The organism is Erwinia papayae (assembly GCF_058241465.1).
On the sequence record NZ_JBZCHT010000013.1, the window covers coordinates 1202263 to 1220906 of the forward strand.

An 18644-nucleotide genomic window follows, 5' to 3' on the forward strand; every position below is an offset into this window, starting at 1 on the left:
GTTGAAGCAAATCAGACTTTTAATTGAAGAGTTTGATCATGGCTCAGATTGAACGCTGGCGGCAGGCCTAACACATGCAAGTCGAACGGTAGCACAGGGGAGCTTGCTCCCCGGGTGACGAGTGGCGGACGGGTGAGTAATGTCTGGGAAACTGCCCGATGGAGGGGGATAACTACTGGAAACGGTAGCTAATACCGCATAACGTCGCAAGACCAAAGTGGGGGACCTTCGGGCCTCACACCATCGGATGTGCCCAGATGGGATTAGCTAGTTGGTGAGGTAACGGCTCACCAAGGCGACGATCCCTAGCTGGTCTGAGAGGATGACCAGCCACACTGGAACTGAGACACGGTCCAGACTCCTACGGGAGGCAGCAGTGGGGAATATTGCACAATGGGCGCAAGCCTGATGCAGCCATGCCGCGTGTATGAAGAAGGCCTTCGGGTTGTAAAGTACTTTCAGCGGGGAGGAAGGGAGTGGAGTTAATAACTTCATTCATTGACGTTACCCGCAGAAGAAGCACCGGCTAACTCCGTGCCAGCAGCCGCGGTAATACGGAGGGTGCAAGCGTTAATCGGAATTACTGGGCGTAAAGCGCACGCAGGCGGTCTGTTAAGTCAGATGTGAAATCCCCGGGCTTAACCTGGGAACTGCATTTGAAACTGGCAGGCTTGAGTCTTGTAGAGGGGGGTAGAATTCCAGGTGTAGCGGTGAAATGCGTAGAGATCTGGAGGAATACCGGTGGCGAAGGCGGCCCCCTGGACAAAGACTGACGCTCAGGTGCGAAAGCGTGGGGAGCAAACAGGATTAGATACCCTGGTAGTCCACGCCGTAAACGATGTCGATTTGGAGGTTGTGCCCTTGAGGCGTGGCTTCCGTAGCTAACGCGTTAAATCGACCGCCTGGGGAGTACGGCCGCAAGGTTAAAACTCAAATGAATTGACGGGGGCCCGCACAAGCGGTGGAGCATGTGGTTTAATTCGATGCAACGCGAAGAACCTTACCTGGCCTTGACATCCACGGAAGACCTCAGAGATGGGGTTGTGCCTTCGGGAACCGTGAGACAGGTGCTGCATGGCTGTCGTCAGCTCGTGTTGTGAAATGTTGGGTTAAGTCCCGCAACGAGCGCAACCCTTATCCTTTGTTGCCATCGGTTCGGCCGGGAACTCAAAGGAGACTGCCGGTGATAAACCGGAGGAAGGTGGGGATGACGTCAAGTCATCATGGCCCTTACGGCCAGGGCTACACACGTGCTACAATGGCGCATACAAAGAGAAGCGACCTCGCGAGAGCAAGCGGACCTCATAAAGTGCGTCGTAGTCCGGATCGGAGTCTGCAACTCGACTCCGTGAAGTCGGAATCGCTAGTAATCGTGGATCAGAATGCCACGGTGAATACGTTCCCGGGCCTTGTACACACCGCCCGTCACACCATGGGAGTGGGTTGCAAAAGAAGTAGGTAGCTTAACCTTCGGGAGGGCGCTTACCACTTTGTGATTCATGACTGGGGTGAAGTCGTAACAAGGTAACCGTAGGGGAACCTGCGGTTGGATCACCTCCTTACCTGAAGATACCTTCCCGTGCAGTGCTCACACAGATTGTCTGATAGAAAAGTAACGAGCAGAAAAAACCTCTACAGGCTTGTAGCTCAGGTGGTTAGAGCGCACCCCTGATAAGGGTGAGGTCGGTGGTTCAAGTCCACTCAGGCCTACCAGATTTTCCCTCATGCCGCGTTGTGACGATAACTCGCATAGCAAACTATGCTTCGCATCGCCACGCCTTGCCTGAGAAAAAATTGCCTTTCTCAATCGGGAGAAAAGCTGAGTGGTAGTAGACGGTCTCTGCACACTGTATGGGGCTATAGCTCAGCTGGGAGAGCGCCTGCCTTGCACGCAGGAGGTCAGCGGTTCGATCCCGCTTAGCTCCACCATGCAGTTGTCAACAGTACGTCAGAGCATGCCGGAAACGGTGTGCTGCGACGTATTATGCTCTTTAACAATCCGGAACAAGCTGAAAATTTGAAACGACATGTTGTGGTCATTCTCCGTAATAAGAATGGCATAACGACATGTTCGGGTCTCTCAAATGCTTACAACATGCAGCGTGACTCTGTCGGAGTAACGAACGAGCAAGGTCGTGGCAAGGCGTCAGCGCGCAGCAGGGCGGAGTGGACTGATGTCCATGAGCACTGCAAGCACTGCATAACGCGGCCATGACGACGCGCAGTCGTTACGAAACCAGAAGAAAGGACGCCTGTGGGTTGTGAGGTTAAGTGACTAAGCGTACACGGTGGATGCCCTGGCAGTCAGAGGCGATGAAGGGCGTGCTAATCTGCGATAAGCGTCGGTAAGGTGATATGAACCGCGATACCCGACGATACCCGAATGGGGAAACCCGGTGCACTCAGTGCATCATTGCAGCATGAATACATAGTGCTGCAAGGCGAACCGGGGGAACTGAAACATCTAAGTACCCCGAGGAAAAGAAATCAACCGAGATTCCCCCAGTAGCGGCGAGCGAACGGGGAGGAGCCCGGAACCATCATCGGCTTGTGCATCAGTGGAAGCGTCTGGAAAGTCGCAGGATACAGGGTGATACTCCCGTACACGAAGAGGCACAGGTCGTGAGTTCGAAGAGTAGGGCGGGACACGTGGTATCCTGTCTGAATATGGGGGGACCATCCTCCAAGGCTAAATACTCCTGACTGACCGATAGTGAACCAGTACCGTGAGGGAAAGGCGAAAAGAACCCCGGCGAGGGGAGTGAAACAGAACCTGAAACCGTGTACGTACAAGCAGTGGGAGCACCTTCGTGGTGTGACTGCGTACCTTTTGTATAATGGGTCAGCGACTTGTATTCTGTAGCAAGGTTAACCGTATAGGGGAGCCGAAGGGAAACCGAGTCTTAACCGGGCGTTAAGTTGCAGGGTACAGACCCGAAACCCGGTGATCTAGCCATGGGCAGGTTGAAGGTTGGGTAACACTAACTGGAGGACCGAACCGACTGATGTTGAAAAATCAGCGGATGACCTGTGGCTGGGGGTGAAAGGCCAATCAAACCGGGAGATAGCTGGTTCTCCCCGAAAGCTATTTAGGTAGCGCCTCGTGAACTCATCTCCGGGGGTAGAGCACTGTTTCGGCCAGGGGGCCATCCCGGCTTACCGATCCGATGCAAACTGCGAATACCGGAGAATGTTATCACGGGAGACACACGGCGGGTGCTAACGTCCGTCGTGAAGAGGGAAACAACCCAGACCGCCAGCTAAGGTCCCAAAGTCATGGTTAAGTGGGAAACGATGTGGGAAGGCCCAGACAGCCAGGATGTTGGCTTAGAAGCAGCCATCATTTAAAGAAAGCGTAATAGCTCACTGGTCGAGTCGGCCTGCGCGGAAGATGTAACGGGGCTAAACCATGCACCGAAGCTGCGGCAGCGGCGCGCAAGCGTTGTTGGGTAGGGGAGCGTTCTGTAAGCCTGCGAAGGTGGCCTGTGAGGGCTGCTGGAGGTATCAGAAGTGCGAATGCTGACATAAGTAACGATAAAGCGGGTGAAAAGCCCGCTCGCCGGAAGACCAAGGGTTCCTGTCCAACGTTAATCGGGGCAGGGTGAGTCGACCCCTAAGGCGAGGCCGAAAGGCGTAGTCGATGGGAAACGGGTTAATATTCCCGTACTTGGTGTTGCTGCGAAGGGGGGACGGAGAAGGCTGTGTCAGCCGGGCGACGGTCGTCCCGGTTTAAGCGTGTAGGCTGGTTTTCCAGGCAAATCCGGAAAATCAAGGCTGAGGCGTGATGACGAGGCACCACGGTGCTGAAGTGACAGATGCCCTGCTTCCAGGAAAAGCCTCTAAGCATCAGGCAACACGAAATCGTACCCGAAACCGACACAGGTGGTCAGGTAGAGAATACCAAGGCGCTTGAGAGAACCCGGGTGAAGGAACTAGGCAAAATGGTGCCGTAACTTCGGGAGAAGGCACGCTGGCGCGTAGGTGGAGGGACTTGCTCCCCGAGCCGAGGCCAGTCGAAGATACCAGCTGGCTGCAACTGTTTATTAAAAACACAGCACTGTGCAAACACGAAAGTGGACGTATACGGTGTGACGCCTGCCCGGTGCCGGAAGGTTAATTGATGGGGTTATGGGTAACCAGAAGCTCCTGATCGAAGCCCCGGTAAACGGCGGCCGTAACTATAACGGTCCTAAGGTAGCGAAATTCCTTGTCGGGTAAGTTCCGACCTGCACGAATGGCGTAATGATGGCCAGGCTGTCTCCACCCGGGACTCAGTGAAATTGAACTCGCTGTGAAGATGCAGTGTACCCGCGGCAAGACGGAAAGACCCCGTGAACCTTTACTACAGCTTGACACTGAACGCTGAGCCTTGATGTGCAGGATAGGTGGGAGGCTTTGAAGCGTGGACGCCAGTCTGCGCGGAGCCATCCTTGAAATACCACCCTTTAACGTTTGGCGTTCTAACCTTGCGCCGTGATCCGGCGCGGGGACAGTGTCTGGTGGGTAGTTTGACTGGGGCGGTCTCCTCCCAAAGCGTAACGGAGGAGCACGAAGGTTGGCTAATCCTGGTCGGACATCAGGAGGTTAGTGCAATGGCATAAGCCAGCTTGACTGCGAGCGTGACGGCGCGAGCAGGTGCGAAAGCAGGTCATAGTGATCCGGTGGTTCTGAATGGAAGGGCCATCGCTCAACGGATAAAAGGTACTCCGGGGATAACAGGCTGATACCGCCCAAGAGTTCATATCGACGGCGGTGTTTGGCACCTCGATGTCGGCTCATCACATCCTGGGGCTGAAGCAGGTCCCAAGGGTACGGCTGTTCGCCGTTTAAAGTGGTACGCGAGCTGGGTTTAGAACGTCGTGAGACAGTTCGGTCCCTATCTGCCGTGGGCGCTGGAGAATTGAGGGGGTTTGCTCCCAGTACGAGAGGACCGGAGTGAACGCACCGCTGGTGTTCGGGTTGTCACGCCAGTGGCACTGCCCGGTAGCTAAGTGCGGAAAAGATAAGCGCTGAAAGCATCTAAGCGCGAAACTTGCCCCGAGATGAGTTCTCCCTGTGGCTTTAAGCCACCCGAAGGGACGTTGAAGACGACGACGTTGATAGGCCGGATGTGTAAGCGCAGCGATGCGTTGAGCTGACCGGTACTAATGACCCGAGAGGCTTAACCTTACAACGCCAGAGGCGTTCTGTTGAGAGACAGTGAATAATTTTCAGCTTGTGACGGATAAGTAATTTGCAGGGAACGTGAGATTTTGTGCTGAGAGAAGGCGGCAGGCGAAGGAAAGGAAAGAGCATACATAAGTATGCGACTGACTTTACGAGCGCAGGCAACGCGGTATCAGGGCAAAAGAAGCGTTTTGTGCACCAAGATTTGCCTGGCGGCCGTAGCGCGGTGGTCCCACCTGACCCCATGCCGAACTCAGAAGTGAAACGCCGTAGCGCCGATGGTAGTGTGGGGTCTCCCCATGCGAGAGTAGGGAACTGCCAGGCATCAACTAAAGCGAAGACCCCGACCGTAAGGCCGGGGTTTTTTGCGTTTTTCCCCAATAAAAAAAGCGGATACCCCCTCCCGGGCCGACTTTTACCTCTGAAGACCTCAGCGCCGGGTGCGCAGCCATGCGGCAATAAAATCAGCAATCTGCGGCGGGTCATTGAGATCCAGCAGGGGGCACGTCACCGGGATGCTACGGTCGCTGGCCTGTCCGGCAGTACGTCACCGGCCCGGCACCGCCCCTGTACACGCCTGCCAGCCACGTTCCTTTCGTTTCTTGCCCAGATATCCCGCCTTATTACCATCCCCCCTGCTGTCAGAGAAAATCCCCAGTTTTTCAGAGACAAACCTCATTCAGACAACATTTTCCCCTGAAGATGTGAAAATAAGTCCTGGTGATCGATCAGATGAAAAAACGATCTACACATCAGCTATATATATCATCAGTCCCGTCTCTCAAGTCTAACAGTGGGTGAAGCCAGGGCTCCCTGAATGCAGCAAACCTCCATACTTCATACCGGTGTAAATCCCGATCTCACTCTTTGCTTAGAACAGTCATGGGTTGCAAAAGCAAAGATCAGTTTGAGTCAGCTAATCAGTCCTGATTCTGGCAGCGAAATAATATTTGGGGATCTCCCAAGCGGGCAATTGCCGGAAATATGCAGGCGCTTTGTTATGCTATTGTGATTAATTCATCCCCGTAGCGCTGGATCAATTTATTGCCAGCTATCAACATAACTAACTGAAACGATCCCATACAAAGCTGGAAAGTGTATTCCGGGCGTTGAGAGGCGGAGACCTGAGAAAAAAGCCCTGGATGGCCAGGGCTTGAAGAGAGTGTAAGTAAGAATTTTAAAAACTCAGTGAATAACCTGGGAAAGAAATGTACGAGTGCGTTCTGACTGAGGATTAGAGAAGAATTCCTGAGGTGCTGCCTGTTCGACAATCTCTCCGCGATCCATAAAGATCACCCGATCGGCCACCGTACGGGCGAACCCCATCTCGTGGGTTACACAAAGCATGGTCATCCCATCTTCAGCCAGGCCAATCATGGTATCCAGTACTTCTTTAACCATTTCAGGATCAAGTGCTGATGTTGGTTCATCAAATAACATGATTTTGGGTTTCATACACAGTGAACGTGCAATAGCAACGCGCTGCTGTTGGCCACCGGAAAGCTGACCGGGAAACTTATGCGCGTGCTCGGCTATACGTACGCGTTGCAGATAATGCATCGCCAGCTCTTCTGCTTCCTTCTTAGGCGTTTTACGTACCCAGATTGGCGCGAGGGTGCAGTTTTGCAACACGCTGAGATGTGGAAACAGATTGAAATGCTGGAACACCATCCCTACTTCCGTACGAACACGCTCAATGTTGCGCAGATCATCATTAAGATGTATGCCGTCCACCACAATGCGTCCTTGTTGATGCTCTTCCAGATGGTTAATACAGCGAATAGTAGTTGATTTGCCCGACCCGGAAGGGCCACAGAGAACGATACGTTCACGCGGTTTTACTTGCAAATTGATGTCTTTCAACACGTGGAACTGGCCATACCATTTGTTCACGTTTTCGAGCGTAATCATCATCGCGTCGTCGGATTGTTTAATCAGTGATTGTGTCATTTTAAGCCTCAGTGCGGTGTACGCCCGGTGTGAAAACGCTTCTCCAGATACTGGCTGTAGCGCGACATGCTAAAACAAAAAATCCAGTAAACCATAGCGGCAAAAACATAGCCCTCGGTTGACATTCCAAGCCAGGCAGGGTCAACCGTAGCCTGTTGCACACTGCTGAACAGATCAAACAGCCCGATAATAATCACCAGGCTGGTATCTTTAAACAGGGCAATGATGGTATTTACCAGGCCGGGTATGACCAGTTTCAGTGCCTGGGGCAGAATCACCAACCCCTGTGTTTTCCAGTACCCCAGCGCCAGCGATTCTGCTGCTTCGTACTGACCTTTTGGCAGCGCCTGAAGACCGCCGCGTACTACCTCTGCCACATAAGCCGACTGGAACAGGATAACCCCGACCAGTGCGCGAATAAGCTTATCGATACTACTTCCTTCGGACATAAACAGTGGCAACATCACTGAAGACATGAACAGGACGGTAATCAATGGGACACCGCGCCAGAACTCAATGAATACCACTGATAATGAGCGTACCACCGGCATAGTGGAACGCCTGCCGAGCGCGAGTAAAATCCCGAGCGGCAGAGCACCGGCAATTCCCACTGACGCGATAATCAATGTCAGCGTCAGCCCACCCCACTGGCGAGTCTCCACGCGCTCAAGTCCAAAGAAACCGCCATACAGCAGTAACCAGACAGTGACCGGATAGGCTACTGCCCAGAGGGCAATATAGAGGCCACGGCGTGGTAGCTTGCTCAGGAACATCGGCACAATGGAAACCAGGCCAATAACCAGCGCGAGGTTGATACGCCAGCGAAGCTCATGTGGATAAAGGCCGTACATAAACTGGCCAAATCTGGCGTGGATAAATACCCAGCACGCCCCTTCTTTAGTACAGTCGGCACGTGTAGATCCAATCCAGTTGGCCTGGAACAACAACCAGTTCAGCGCAGGAGGGATCACGCTCCAGATAACCCACAGACAGAACAGCGTCAGCAGCGTGTTACCCCAGCTTGAGAACAGATTTTTTCTTGCCCACCGGACGGCACGCGATAGCGCATTTGTCTGCTGCTGTGGGGTTTCATGAGTAGCTAAAGTCATAATAATCTCGTTCTCTTAGCGCTCAATCAGGCGGATTTTGCGGTTATAAATATTCATTAACAGCGAAATCAACAGGCTGATAACCAGATAAACACCCATGGTGATTGCTATGGTTTCGATGGCCTGACCGGTCTGATTCAGTACTGTACCGGCAAACAATGAAACCATATCCGGATAACCAATCGCTGCCGCCAGCGAAGAGTTTTTCACAATGTTCAGATACTGGCTGGTTAATGGTGGAATAATTACCCTCATCGCCTGCGGAATAATCACCTGACGCAGTGTCACCGGATTCGGCAGGCCGAGTGAACGTGCCGCCTCATGCTGCCCGTGTGAAACAGACTGAATGCCGGAGCGGATCACTTCTGCGATAAATGAAGATGTATAAATCGACAACGCGAGGGTTAATGCAGCCAGTTCCGGAATCAGAACAAATCCGCCACGGAAATTAAAACCACGAAGCTGGGGCACGTCCCAATGCATCGCCGCGCCCGAGAGCAGGTAGGCAACCAATGGAAATGCAATCAGCATGGCCAGAGATGCAGGCCAGCTTCGCTTAAGTTGCCCTGTTTTCAACTGGTGAGAACGATTGAAACGTAAAAGTGCGACCGTACCGGCTACAGCCAGTAACAATGCAATGACGAATGGCCAGGTACCTTGAGCATACTGTGGCCAGGGAATGTAGAGCCCCCGGTTACTGACAAAGGCTAAATCGAACGCATTTAGTGCCTGACGTGGACCAGGCAGATTACGCAATACAGCAAAATACCAGAAGAAAATTTGCAGTAACGGCGGAATATTGCGGAAGGTTTCGATATAGATATTAGAGATTTTGCGCAACAGCCAGTTACCTGACAAACGAGCAAGACCGATAAAAAAGCCAAGGAAAGAAGCAAAAACAATACAAAGAGCCGAAACCAGCAGGGTATTTGTCAGTCCGACCAGAAACACACGAGCGTAGGTATCCCCCTCGCTGTAGTCAATCAGGTGCTGAACGATACCAAACCCGGCGCTACGTTCAAGGAAACCAAAACCGGAAGTAATGCCGCGGCTGGCCAGATTGATGAGAGTATTGTGAATTAAATACCCCACAATGCCGACTACAGCGACAATCGCAATGATCTGGTAAAGCCAGGCGCGCACCGCAGGATTGCTGAATGAAAAATCCCTTTTCACGGTAGTGCGATGAGACATGTTGAAACCTCAGTAACGAAAATTCTGACGAAGGCACCGGCGCACCGGTGCCCTGTTAAAGGTGGGAATTAACGTACTGGCGGAGCGTACTGGATGCCGCCCTTGTTCCAAAGCGCGTTCTGACCACGGGCAATTTTCAGCTGGCTGTCTTTACCGACGTTGCGGTCAAACACTTCCTGATAGTTGCCGACTTGCTTAACGATGTTGTAAGCCCATTTGTTATCAAGCTTCAGGTCTTTACCGAAATCACCCTCTGATCCCAGCAGGTGTGCCATATCAGGGTTTGACGGTTTGGCCGCCAGCTGGTCAACATTTTGAGAAGTAATTCCCATCTCTTCTGCGTTCAGCATGGCAAACAGTGACCATTTCACAATGGTAAACCAGTCATCATCACCACGACGGACAACCGGGCCCAGCGGTTCTTTTGAGATTACTTCTGGCAGGACGATGAATTCATCAGGTTTGCCCAGTTTAATACGCAGAGCGTAAAGCTGTGACTGATCGGAAGCCAGGGTGTCACAACGACCGGTATCCAGTGCTTTAGCGGATTCATCAGAGCGGTCAAAGGTCACTGGCGTGTATTGCATGTTGTTGGCTTTAAAGTAGTCAGCCACATTCAGCTCAGTATCGGTACCTGCCTGTATGCAAACGGTTGCGCCATCAAGCTCTTTTGCACTTTTCAGGCCCGCTTTTTTATGTGTCAGGAAGCCAATGCCGTCGTAATAGTTTACGCCAGCAAACATAAAGCCCATTCCGGCGTCACGGGAGGATGTCCAGGTTGTATTACGTGAAAGGATATCTACTTCACCTGACTGCAATGCGGTGAAACGCTCTTTCGCCGTCAGCGGGGTGTATTTCACTTTTGTCGCATCGCCAAATACAGCCGCTGCCGCCGCGCGGCAGACATCCACATCAATACCACTGAATTTGCCGCTGGCATCAGCAAAAGAGAAGCCTGGCAGACCATCACTGATACCGCATTGCACAAAGCCTTTCTTTTTAATGGCATCCAGTGTGGTACCGGCATGCGCCTGATTAGCAACAGCAAACAGAGTTGCAGCGGCAACCAAAGTGGAGAGCATCATTTTTTTCATAAAGCATCCTGTGTGGCAAATTCGTTTTGTTATGTTTAGCGCACACTGTGGTGCACTTTTCCTGTCTGTGGCGTATGCCATCCACCTCATTGCAAAGCTGATGCCAGAATTGCAGATCCCTGAATTTGTTATATGAGGTTACTAATATTTAGAAGTATTCCGATTGTTTGAACAATATATCGCCCCAAAAAAGTGCATAATTGTGATGAATGTTCAAAAATAGTGCAGGTGAATTCACTATATCAAAGCATTGCCTGTGGCATTGGTGGGATGTGAAAAGGTATTATTTCTGGAATTAACCCGTCTGCATTCTCACAGGCGGGTTTAAGAGAAGGGGATGTTTAATCAGTAAAGTGAGTTAGCGCCTTCCGGACGGGTCTTAAACCTGCGATGTAACCACATATATTGGTCAGGGGCGCGCATAATTTCGCGTTCAATAACCCTGTTCATATAGGTGGCAGCCTGCTGTTCATCACCTAAAGGATAATCTTTGAGTTCAGGTTGTATAACTAACTCGTAGCCGCTGCCATTTTCGTTACGAATGAGCACGACTGTGGCCATTGCTGGTTTAGCCATACGAGCAATCATCCATGTACCGCTGGTAGTTGCAGCCTGTGGCACAGCAAAAAGGGGAGCAAACACGCTGCCTTTAGGACCGTAATCCTGATCGGGGGCAAACCAGACAGCTTCTCCCTGTTTAAGGGCTTGTACCATGCCACGCAGGTCACGTCGGTTAATCATCGCTTTATTAGAGCGCATACGACCTTTGGTCTGTACCCACTCCATTAACTTATTATTATGTGGACGATACATGGCCATCATAGGCTGACAAAGCCCCATCGCCCTGCCACCCAGTTCAAGTGACATAAAGTGTACGCCGATAACCAGTGCGCCACGCCCATCCTGCTGCGCCGCCTTAAGATTGTGTAATCCATTAACAGTGAACCAGCGTTTCACCCGGCGATCCGACCAGAACCAGGCCATACCCGTTTCCAGAAGCCCCATGCCCAGTGACTCAAAGTTGCGGGCGATACGCCACTCCAGTTGTTCTGCCGGCATATCCGGAAAGCAAAGTTCAAGATTGCGCCGGGTTATACGAATGCGGCGCTTCAGGAAAAACATTGAAGTACGTCCCATCCATGTGCCCAATTTTTGCAGCACGGGAAAAGGAAGCTGGACCAGTAAAAACAGGAACACAAGGCCAGACCAGGTAATCCAATATTTTGGGTGCAGGAAACTACGGTTAAAACGGGGCGAAGCCTTCATATTTTTCTCTGTTGCGTACAAGGGATGTGTAACGCATTGAGAACGAAGTTCATCGCGATACGGAGGGTGTGACAATATTTCTGGCAGTAAGTTAGCATCCACATTGCGTATTTACACAATCAAAACACTTCTTTCTACCCTGTGATGTTAAAGCCCTGCTCAGATTTACGGGTAATATGAAGCCGAATACCTGACAGTACAACACCCTGTTTTGTAACTAACAGTATGATTACTGTTCGCTATTGATATGTGGATTGCCTTAACGCAAGCCCTTGCCAAAAAAAGTCCTCAGTTATCTGCCTTGATGCAAACAGTCAGATAGCTGAATAAAAAAAGGCGCTTTAAGTAAAAGCGCCTTATTTATCAAAAACATGATGATTATCAGTTCATGCCGTATTTTTTAAGTTTCTTACGCAGTGTACCGCGGTTGATCCCCATCATCAGGGCTGCTCGTGTCTGGTTGCCACGGGTGTATTGCATCACCATGTCCAACAGAGGCTGTTCCACTTCAGCCAAAACCAGCTCATAGAGGTCATTCACATCCTGACCATTCAGTTGAGCAAAATAGTTCTTCAGTGCCTGTTTGACCGAGTCACGCAGAGGCTTTTGGGTTACCTGATCCTGGGAGTTAACGGTTGAAACGGTCAGTACGTCAGAATTTACGCGTTGTTCGAACATAGTTCTGTCAGCTCTTTATTTCTATTACGCAAGTTTTTCGAAGTATGCCTCCAACGCCTCCAGCTGTTCGCTGGCATCCTCAATGGCGTTGAATGTGCGCCGAAACTGGTCGTTTGGGGCGTGCTCCTGGAGATACCAGGATACGTGCTTCCGGGCAATACGGTATCCTTTGCTGTGACCATAAAAGTCGTGCAGTTCCCGTAAATGCCCGATGAGCAAGCGCTTAACCTCAGCCAGTGGCATCGGTGCCAGCAGCTCCCCAGTGTCCAGATAGTGCTGGATTTCCCGGAAGATCCACGGTCTTCCCTGAGCCGCACGTCCTATCATCAGGGCATCAGCCCCCGTATAGTCAAGTACGGCTCTGGCTTTATGCGGGTCAGTAATGTCTCCATTCGCGATGACGGGAATGGAAACGTTCTGCTTAACTGTCCGAATGCTGTCGTATTCAGCTTCGCCGTTGAACAAACACGCGCGTGTGCGTCCGTGAATGGTCAGGGCCTGAATGCCACAACGCTCAGCCAATTGGGCAATATCAACACAATTGCGGTTGTCCATGTTCCAGCCGGTGCGAATTTTCAGAGTAACCGGGACATCTACCGCATTAACCACCGTGGAGAGAATAGACTTCACCAGTTCGGGGTATTGCAGCAGGGCAGAACCCGCCATCTTACGATTCACCTTTTTAGCCGGACATCCCATATTAATGTCAATCACCTGCGCGCCTGATGAAGCATTAAGGCGGGCGGCATTTGCCATCTCTTCGGGGTCACAACCGGCGATTTGCACAGTACGAATACCAGGCTCTTCGCTGTGAACCATACGCAGTCGGGATTTGTCGCTGGCCCAGACTTCAGGATTAGACGACAGCATCTCAGATACGGTCATACCAGCACCCATTGCATAACAAAGTGTCCGGAAAGGTCTGTCAGTTATCCCGGCCATTGGCGCTGCAATCAGGCGATTACGAAGCTGGTGATTTCCTATCCGCATGAAAAAAAAGTGACCATAGTGTGTCCGCAAGGCGGAGTATATTACGCATTTTTTAGAGAAGATGAAAGGCCAAACTTTGAACAATTGTTCCTCACAGAGCAATGAAAGCAGCGGCTCTCTTCAGGATTTCTATAAATATGCTTAATAAACAGTGTGTTGAGATATTACAGCCGCGTGAAGTGCAGGTGTTTTTCTTTTTTTGTAAGCAACTTAGCAACATAAATTCCGGGGCATCGCACAAAAAACGGGACATCTGTCCCTCTTAAGCCGCCTGAAGAAAAGATTTTAACGTCTGCTTTCAACCTCAGGTGCTGAAGCTTCAGTCAACTATCATTCTTCCGTGTAACGCCTGCACGGGACGGTTATTGGCGTGCTTTAACGCGGCCTGAAACTTTTCGAGCTGGGCCCTGGACAAGGTCACCGGTTGTTTCATCAGCAGCCAGCGAATGCCTTCAGTGCAGGGTGGCATGGTCAGCGAGCCGCTAAACCGATAATAGCCTTGATCTGATGGCAGTAACTTCGTCAGATCGATTTCCTGTTTGAGCACTTCCACATGATCTTCTCTGGTCGGAAAGGCGGCGATAAGGGGATTCAGCGCCTGATTCTCTTCACCTTCTTCAAACATCACGGCGAGAACAGCCAACTCATTGCTGTCATTAGCATGAACAAAATGGGCTTCAAGTGGAAAAGCTTTTCCCTTGATGTGGTTCTCACTTGGGGTATGAAAATGAAACTGCTTAAGAATGAATTTTTTGTCATCCAGCAGAAAATTATCATTGTCTCTGACCGTTACCATGATGGTATGGCCATTGTTAACAATAGTTTCGGTATCCGTGTGGAACTGAATTTGAAGGTCGGGCAAATTGCCGTGAATGACGTGGGTGATATCAATTGGAGACTGATACTGGCCTTCATGACAGATACGGAATTCTTCGCTCAGTTTTCCCCAGTGTTCCGGCGATTGCTGCCCCTCATACGACCAGTGGGATGCGGCAAAGGCGGATGACGTGAACGCAGCTATGGAAAGCAGCAGTAGTGATGATTGAATTTTCATAATCCCTTATTTCCTTGTATTGCCGACACCGCTCCTGGTGCCGGCCCGGTCAGACCAGTAAAGACCTGCTGATTGTAATGCTATTTATTTGCCCGGCATAGCAGCTTGTCATGCGGAGAAGAAAAGTCGATGCAGGGGGACTCAGTGACGAATACCGGTGATTCGGCACCACTCTTCTTTCTCTGCAACCGCGTCCAGAACGAACTTTTCTGCATAAGCTTCGCATACGCTACTGGCCTGAGTAGCCAGTACGCCTGACAGGCCAAGATGTCCGCTGCTCACTGGCAGAACACTGATCAAAGGAGCCAGTTCACGCAGCGGCCCGGCGAGGATATTCGCCACCACCACATCCGCACTGAGGTTGTCAGGTTGTTGGTGGGGGAGATAGAGAGACAGACGTTCCGACACGCCATTGCGCGTCGCATTATCGCGGCTGGCCTGAATAGCCTGTGGATCAATATCGATACCGATCGCGGCAGATGCACCCAGTTTTAGTGCAGCAATAGCGAGAATGCCTGAACCACAGCCAAAATCGATAACGGTTTTACCTGTCAGGTCCAGGCTATCTAACCAGGCAAGGCAAAGCGCAGTAGTGGGATGTGTGCCGGTGCCAAAAGCCAGACCGGGGTCCAGCATCACATTGACCGCCTGTGGGTCCGGGACATCCCGCCAGCTTGGGCAAATCCACAGACGCTGGCCAAAACGCATGGGATGAAAGTTATCCATCCATTCACGTTCCCAGTCTTTGTCTTCAATTTGTTCTATTTTGTGGCGAAAACCCTTGCCGGGTAACGGACGGTTTTCCAGCGCGGCGACAATCTCCGGCATATCTGTTTCGGCATCGAAAAGTCCAATCACATCCGTATCGCCCCACAGACGTGTTTCGCCCGGTAATGGCTCGAAAACCGGATTGTCGTGTGTATCCTGAAAAGTGACCGAAACAGCCCCGTGTTCGATCAGCGCGTCGCCCAGTTCTTCTGCCTGAGCGCCAGTTGTGTTGATTTTCATTTGTATCCAGGGCATTGCGATTCTCTTTAATTAATCAGAGTGGAGGCCGGGGGGGGGGACTGCCTGGTCCGGCCAAAACGGTTACCCGTCACAAAAGCAATCAGGCTTAATAGCAGTGACGGCACGATAGGGTGGAAGCCCAACAGTTGCAGTGAAAACAGCGCAAGCAGCATATAGCAAGCGGCACCGCTTATCATACTCCAGAGTGCCCCCGTGGCATTGGCCTTCTCCCAGTACAATCCCAGCACCAGCGGCCACAAAAAAACCACTTCCAGGCCACCGAATGCCAGTAAATTTAACCAGATGATCATCTCCGGGGGATGCCAGGCGGCCAGTATCAGCATCAGACAGAGGACCAGGGTGGTGGCCGCCGAGATTTTTTTCAGCAGTGGTTCATTGTCTGCATGTTGGGGGCGCACCCGCAGAAAGAGATCTTTGACGATGGTGGCAGAGGATTGTAACAGCTTGGCATTGACCGTCGACATAATCGCTGACATCGGCGCGGCCAGGAAGATCCCGGCGGCGACTGGCGGTAGCACATGGATCATTAATGTTGGGATCACCAAATCAGGGATGGTCAAATCCGGTATCACCGCTCTGCCTAAAGCGCCGGACAGGTGCATTCCAAACATCAGCACGGTAACCACTATCGTTCCCACAATGATGCCACGATGCAGGGCTTTACTGTCTTTATATGAGATACAACGCACGGCAGTATGAGGCAGACCCACCACGCCAAAGCACACCAGTACCGAGAACGAAGCCAGAAAAGTTGGGCTGAGAATATTATCCATTCCACTGGGTGAAATCAGCTGAGGGTTGATGTGCTGGAGCTTATCCACTGCACTGTGCATACCTCCGGCTGCGTGGATTACTGCAAAGAGTAGCAGGAAGGTTCCTACCAGCATCACTATGCCCTGCATGGCATCATTCATTACGCTGGCCCGGAAACCACCAAAAGAGGTGTAGAGCGCGATACTACAACCAAAGATCAATAAGCCGGTGCTGTAGGGAATACCTGCGGCAGTTTCCAGCAGGCGAGCGCCACCAATGAACTGAACGGTCATTGCGCCTGTGAAGGCTAACAATAAACTGATACTGGCAAACCATACCAGAAAGGGACTGTGATAGCGGGCGAACAGCATATCGTTCAAGGTTAAGGCATGATAGCGGCGGGCGAGAATAGCAAACTTTTTGCCGAGAACCCCCAGAGAAAGCCAGACCGCAGGCACCTGAACCATAGATAACAGTACCCAGCCCAGCCCATACTTATAAGCTGCGCCCGGTCCGCCGATAAACGAGCTGGCGCTGATATAGGTGGTGGTCAACGTCATAGCCAGTACAAAGCCACCCATTGAGCGACTGCCAAGAAAATATTCCATCAGAAAAGTGCCGTTGCGTCGTTTTCGCATGGCATAAACGGAAAGACCCGCGATTAACAGCAGGTAGGCAATCAACGGCAGAATGATCTGCGTATTCACTTGTCATCCTCCAGTGGAATATCGCGAAATATTTGCTTTACCATCAACCAGCAGAGAAAAATAAACAGCGCCGGAACCAGCAGACATGCCATTTCAAACCAGTGTGGCAGGCCTGTCGGGCCGGTTTCATTACCGGGAAGTATCGCCATCAGCGCCCATGCAGCGAGATAGGCTACGGCCAGGCCGAATGACCAGCGGGCTTCACGGTGCGCCTGAACGAAACGTTTATCCATCGCGTAACCTCAGAGACAAGCAAAGAAAAAGGCCGGTGATACCGGCCTTTTTGTCCACACAATCGGATCAGGTTTCCTGAAGACCAAGTTTTTTCTCCAGATAGTGGATATTAGTACCACCACGCTGGAAATTTTCATCGGTCATAATCTTCATCTGTAGCTCAACGTTAACCTTGATGCCGTCGATGATCAGCTCAGCCAGCGCATTTTTCATGCGGGCAATAGCCACCTCACGGGTGTCGCCATAAGTGATCAGCTTACCAATCATTGAGTCATAATACGGAGGTACAGCGTAGCCTGCGTAAATATGCGATTCCCAGCGCACGCCAAAACCACCGGGTGCATGGAAGCGGGTGATCTTGCCGGGGCTTGGCAGGAAAGTGTTGGGATCTTCGGCGTTGATACGGCACTCCACCGCATGACCACGGATCACCACATCTTCCTGTTTGATCGACAGCGGCTGACCAGCAGCGATGCGCAGTTGCTCTTTGATCAGATCCACACCGGTAATCATCTCGGTGACCGGATGTTCAACCTGAATACGGGTATTCATTTCAATGAAATAGAACTCACCGTTTTCAAACAGAAATTCAAAAGTACCTGCGCCGCGATAGCCGATTTCAATACAGGCTTTTGAACAACGCTCACCAATGAAACGGCGCATTTCCGGGGTGATGCCTGGCGCTGGCGCTTCTTCCACCACTTTCTGGTGACGACGCTGCATTGAACAGTCGCGTTCGGCCAGATAAATGGCATTTCCCTGACCGTCAGCCAGTACCTGAATTTCGATGTGACGCGGATTTTCCAGGTATTTTTCCATATACACCATGTCGTTATTGAAAGCCGCTTTGGCTTCCGCTTTCGTCATGTTGATGGATTGCTCAAGATCTTTATCACCCCGGACCACGCGCATACCGCGACCGCCGCCGCCGCCAGAGGCTTTGATAATTACCGGATAGCCGATACGTTGGGCAATGGCACGGTTTTTTTCCATGTCTTCGCCCAGCGAGCCGTCAGAACCCGGAACGGTTGGCACACCGCTTTTCTTCATCGCGGTGATGGCGGAAACTTTGTCCCCCATCAGGCGAATAGTTTCAGCTTTGGGGCCAATAAATATAAAGCCTGAACGCTCAACCTGTTCGGCAAAATCGGCATTCTCAGAGAGGAAACCGTAACCCGGATGGATAGCTACTGCTCCGGTTATCTCAGCGGCTGAAATAATCGCAGGGATATTCAGGTAGCTTTTTACTGACTGAGCAGGGCCGATACAAACGGTCTCATCTGCCAGCAGAACATGTTTTAAATCACGGTCCGCGCTGGAGTGCACGGCAACAGTTTTAATGCCCAGCTCTTTACAGGCACGTAAAATACGCAGCGCAATCTCGCCACGGTTAGCTATAACAATTTTATCCAGCATGGTT

12 protein-coding genes, 2 tRNA genes, 3 rRNA genes and 1 pseudogene are annotated in these 18644 nt (G+C 51.4%); 5 read left to right on the forward strand and 13 right to left on the reverse strand.

Annotated features, from left to right (window positions below):
- The first annotated feature begins 20 nt into the window (after positions 1–20).
- The 5 genes from AC3RPL_RS21700 to rrf all read left to right on the forward strand — a co-directional run bounded on the left by AC3RPL_RS21700 (position 21) and on the right by rrf (position 5490).
- Positions 21–1562 (forward strand): 16S ribosomal RNA (locus AC3RPL_RS21700).
- A 74-nt stretch (positions 1563–1636) separates the two neighbouring features.
- Positions 1637–1713: transfer RNA gene (locus tag AC3RPL_RS21705), tRNA-Ile, on the forward strand.
- Positions 1714–1853: 140 nt separating this feature from the next.
- A tRNA-Ala gene (locus AC3RPL_RS21710) sits at positions 1854–1929 on the forward strand.
- 336 nt (positions 1930–2265) lie between these two features.
- Positions 2266–5169, forward strand: a 23S ribosomal RNA gene (locus tag AC3RPL_RS21715).
- A gap of 205 nt (positions 5170–5374) precedes the next feature.
- A 5S ribosomal RNA gene (gene rrf, locus AC3RPL_RS21720) occupies positions 5375–5490 on the forward strand.
- The 16S, 23S and 5S rRNA genes sit together here with 2 tRNA genes alongside, the layout of an rRNA operon.
- A gap of 106 nt (positions 5491–5596) precedes the next feature.
- Here the strand turns inward: rrf and AC3RPL_RS21725 are convergent.
- The 13 genes and pseudogenes from AC3RPL_RS21725 to accC all read right to left on the reverse strand — a co-directional run.
- A pseudogene (locus AC3RPL_RS21725) lies at positions 5597–5710 on the reverse strand (molybdopterin-guanine dinucleotide biosynthesis protein B); the annotation flags it as partial.
- Between the two features lie 641 nt (positions 5711–6351).
- Positions 6352–7116: an amino acid ABC transporter ATP-binding protein gene (locus AC3RPL_RS21730; RefSeq protein ID WP_276551520.1), complete on the reverse strand. Its 765-nt coding sequence runs from the start codon at positions 7114–7116 to the stop codon at positions 6352–6354.
- 8 nt (positions 7117–7124) lie between these two features.
- Positions 7125–8225 carry an amino acid ABC transporter permease gene (locus AC3RPL_RS21735; protein WP_367166913.1) on the reverse strand — a complete coding sequence of 367 codons (1101 nt, stop codon included), beginning with the start codon at positions 8223–8225 and terminating at the stop codon, positions 7125–7127.
- A gap of 15 nt (positions 8226–8240) precedes the next feature.
- Positions 8241–9419 (reverse strand): amino acid ABC transporter permease, encoded by a 1179-nt coding sequence (locus AC3RPL_RS21740; RefSeq protein ID WP_490741503.1) that lies wholly within the window; start codon positions 9417–9419, stop codon positions 8241–8243.
- Positions 9420–9487: 68 nt separating this feature from the next.
- Positions 9488–10513, reverse strand: coding sequence for an amino acid ABC transporter substrate-binding protein (locus tag AC3RPL_RS21745; protein ID WP_261643790.1), 1026 nt, complete (start codon positions 10511–10513; stop codon positions 9488–9490).
- A gap of 345 nt (positions 10514–10858) precedes the next feature.
- Complete coding sequence (gene lpxP / locus AC3RPL_RS21750; RefSeq protein ID WP_490741504.1) at positions 10859–11779, reverse strand: kdo(2)-lipid IV(A) palmitoleoyltransferase; 921 nt, start codon at positions 11777–11779, stop codon at positions 10859–10861.
- 381 nt (positions 11780–12160) lie between these two features.
- Positions 12161–12457, reverse strand: coding sequence for a DNA-binding transcriptional regulator Fis (gene fis / locus AC3RPL_RS21755; RefSeq protein ID WP_000462905.1), 297 nt, complete (start codon positions 12455–12457; stop codon positions 12161–12163).
- Between the two features lie 24 nt (positions 12458–12481).
- Positions 12482–13447 (reverse strand): tRNA dihydrouridine synthase DusB, encoded by a 966-nt coding sequence (dusB, locus tag AC3RPL_RS21760; protein WP_490741505.1) that lies wholly within the window; start codon positions 13445–13447, stop codon positions 12482–12484.
- A gap of 319 nt (positions 13448–13766) precedes the next feature.
- Positions 13767–14501 carry a carbonic anhydrase gene (locus tag AC3RPL_RS21765; protein ID WP_490741506.1) on the reverse strand — a complete coding sequence of 245 codons (735 nt, stop codon included), beginning with the start codon at positions 14499–14501 and terminating at the stop codon, positions 13767–13769.
- Positions 14502–14642: 141 nt separating this feature from the next.
- Positions 14643–15524, reverse strand: a complete 882-nt coding sequence (prmA, locus tag AC3RPL_RS21770) for a 50S ribosomal protein L11 methyltransferase (RefSeq protein ID WP_490741507.1) — start codon at positions 15522–15524, stop codon at positions 14643–14645.
- An 11-nt stretch (positions 15525–15535) separates the two neighbouring features.
- A complete protein-coding gene (gene panF, locus AC3RPL_RS21775; protein ID WP_490741508.1) occupies positions 15536–16990 on the reverse strand; it encodes a sodium/pantothenate symporter in 1455 nt (484 codons plus the stop codon).
- Positions 16987–17223, reverse strand: a complete 237-nt coding sequence (locus AC3RPL_RS21780) for a YhdT family protein (RefSeq protein WP_261643798.1) — start codon at positions 17221–17223, stop codon at positions 16987–16989. The genes panF and AC3RPL_RS21780 overlap by 4 nt, the downstream gene beginning before the upstream one ends.
- 67 nt (positions 17224–17290) lie before the next feature.
- Complete coding sequence (accC, locus tag AC3RPL_RS21785) at positions 17291–18640, reverse strand: acetyl-CoA carboxylase biotin carboxylase subunit (RefSeq protein ID WP_034936638.1); 1350 nt, start codon at positions 18638–18640, stop codon at positions 17291–17293.
- Positions 18641–18644 lie beyond the last annotated feature (4 nt).

Excerpts from the sequence above, each read along its gene's own strand:
- AC3RPL_RS21730 (WP_276551520.1), bottom strand. The coding sequence starts at position 7,116 with ATGACACAATCACTGATTAAACAATCCGACGACGCGATGATGATTACG.
- AC3RPL_RS21735 (WP_367166913.1), bottom strand. The coding sequence starts at position 8,225 with ATGACTTTAGCTACTCATGAAACCCCACAGCAGCAGACAAATGCGCTA.
- AC3RPL_RS21740 (WP_490741503.1), bottom strand. The coding sequence starts at position 9,419 with ATGTCTCATCGCACTACCGTGAAAAGGGATTTTTCATTCAGCAATCCT.
- AC3RPL_RS21745 (WP_261643790.1), bottom strand. The coding sequence starts at position 10,513 with ATGAAAAAAATGATGCTCTCCACTTTGGTTGCCGCTGCAACTCTGTTT.
- lpxP (WP_490741504.1), bottom strand. The coding sequence starts at position 11,779 with ATGAAGGCTTCGCCCCGTTTTAACCGTAGTTTCCTGCACCCAAAATAT.
- fis (WP_000462905.1), bottom strand. The coding sequence starts at position 12,457 with ATGTTCGAACAACGCGTAAATTCTGACGTACTGACCGTTTCAACCGTT.
- dusB (WP_490741505.1), bottom strand. The coding sequence starts at position 13,447 with ATGCGGATAGGAAATCACCAGCTTCGTAATCGCCTGATTGCAGCGCCA.
- AC3RPL_RS21765 (WP_490741506.1), bottom strand. The coding sequence starts at position 14,501 with ATGAAAATTCAATCATCACTACTGCTGCTTTCCATAGCTGCGTTCACG.
- prmA (WP_490741507.1), bottom strand. The coding sequence starts at position 15,524 with ATGCCCTGGATACAAATGAAAATCAACACAACTGGCGCTCAGGCAGAA.
- AC3RPL_RS21780 (WP_261643798.1), bottom strand. The coding sequence starts at position 17,223 with ATGGATAAACGTTTCGTTCAGGCGCACCGTGAAGCCCGCTGGTCATTC.
- accC (WP_034936638.1), bottom strand. The coding sequence starts at position 18,640 with ATGCTGGATAAAATTGTTATAGCTAACCGTGGCGAGATTGCGCTGCGT.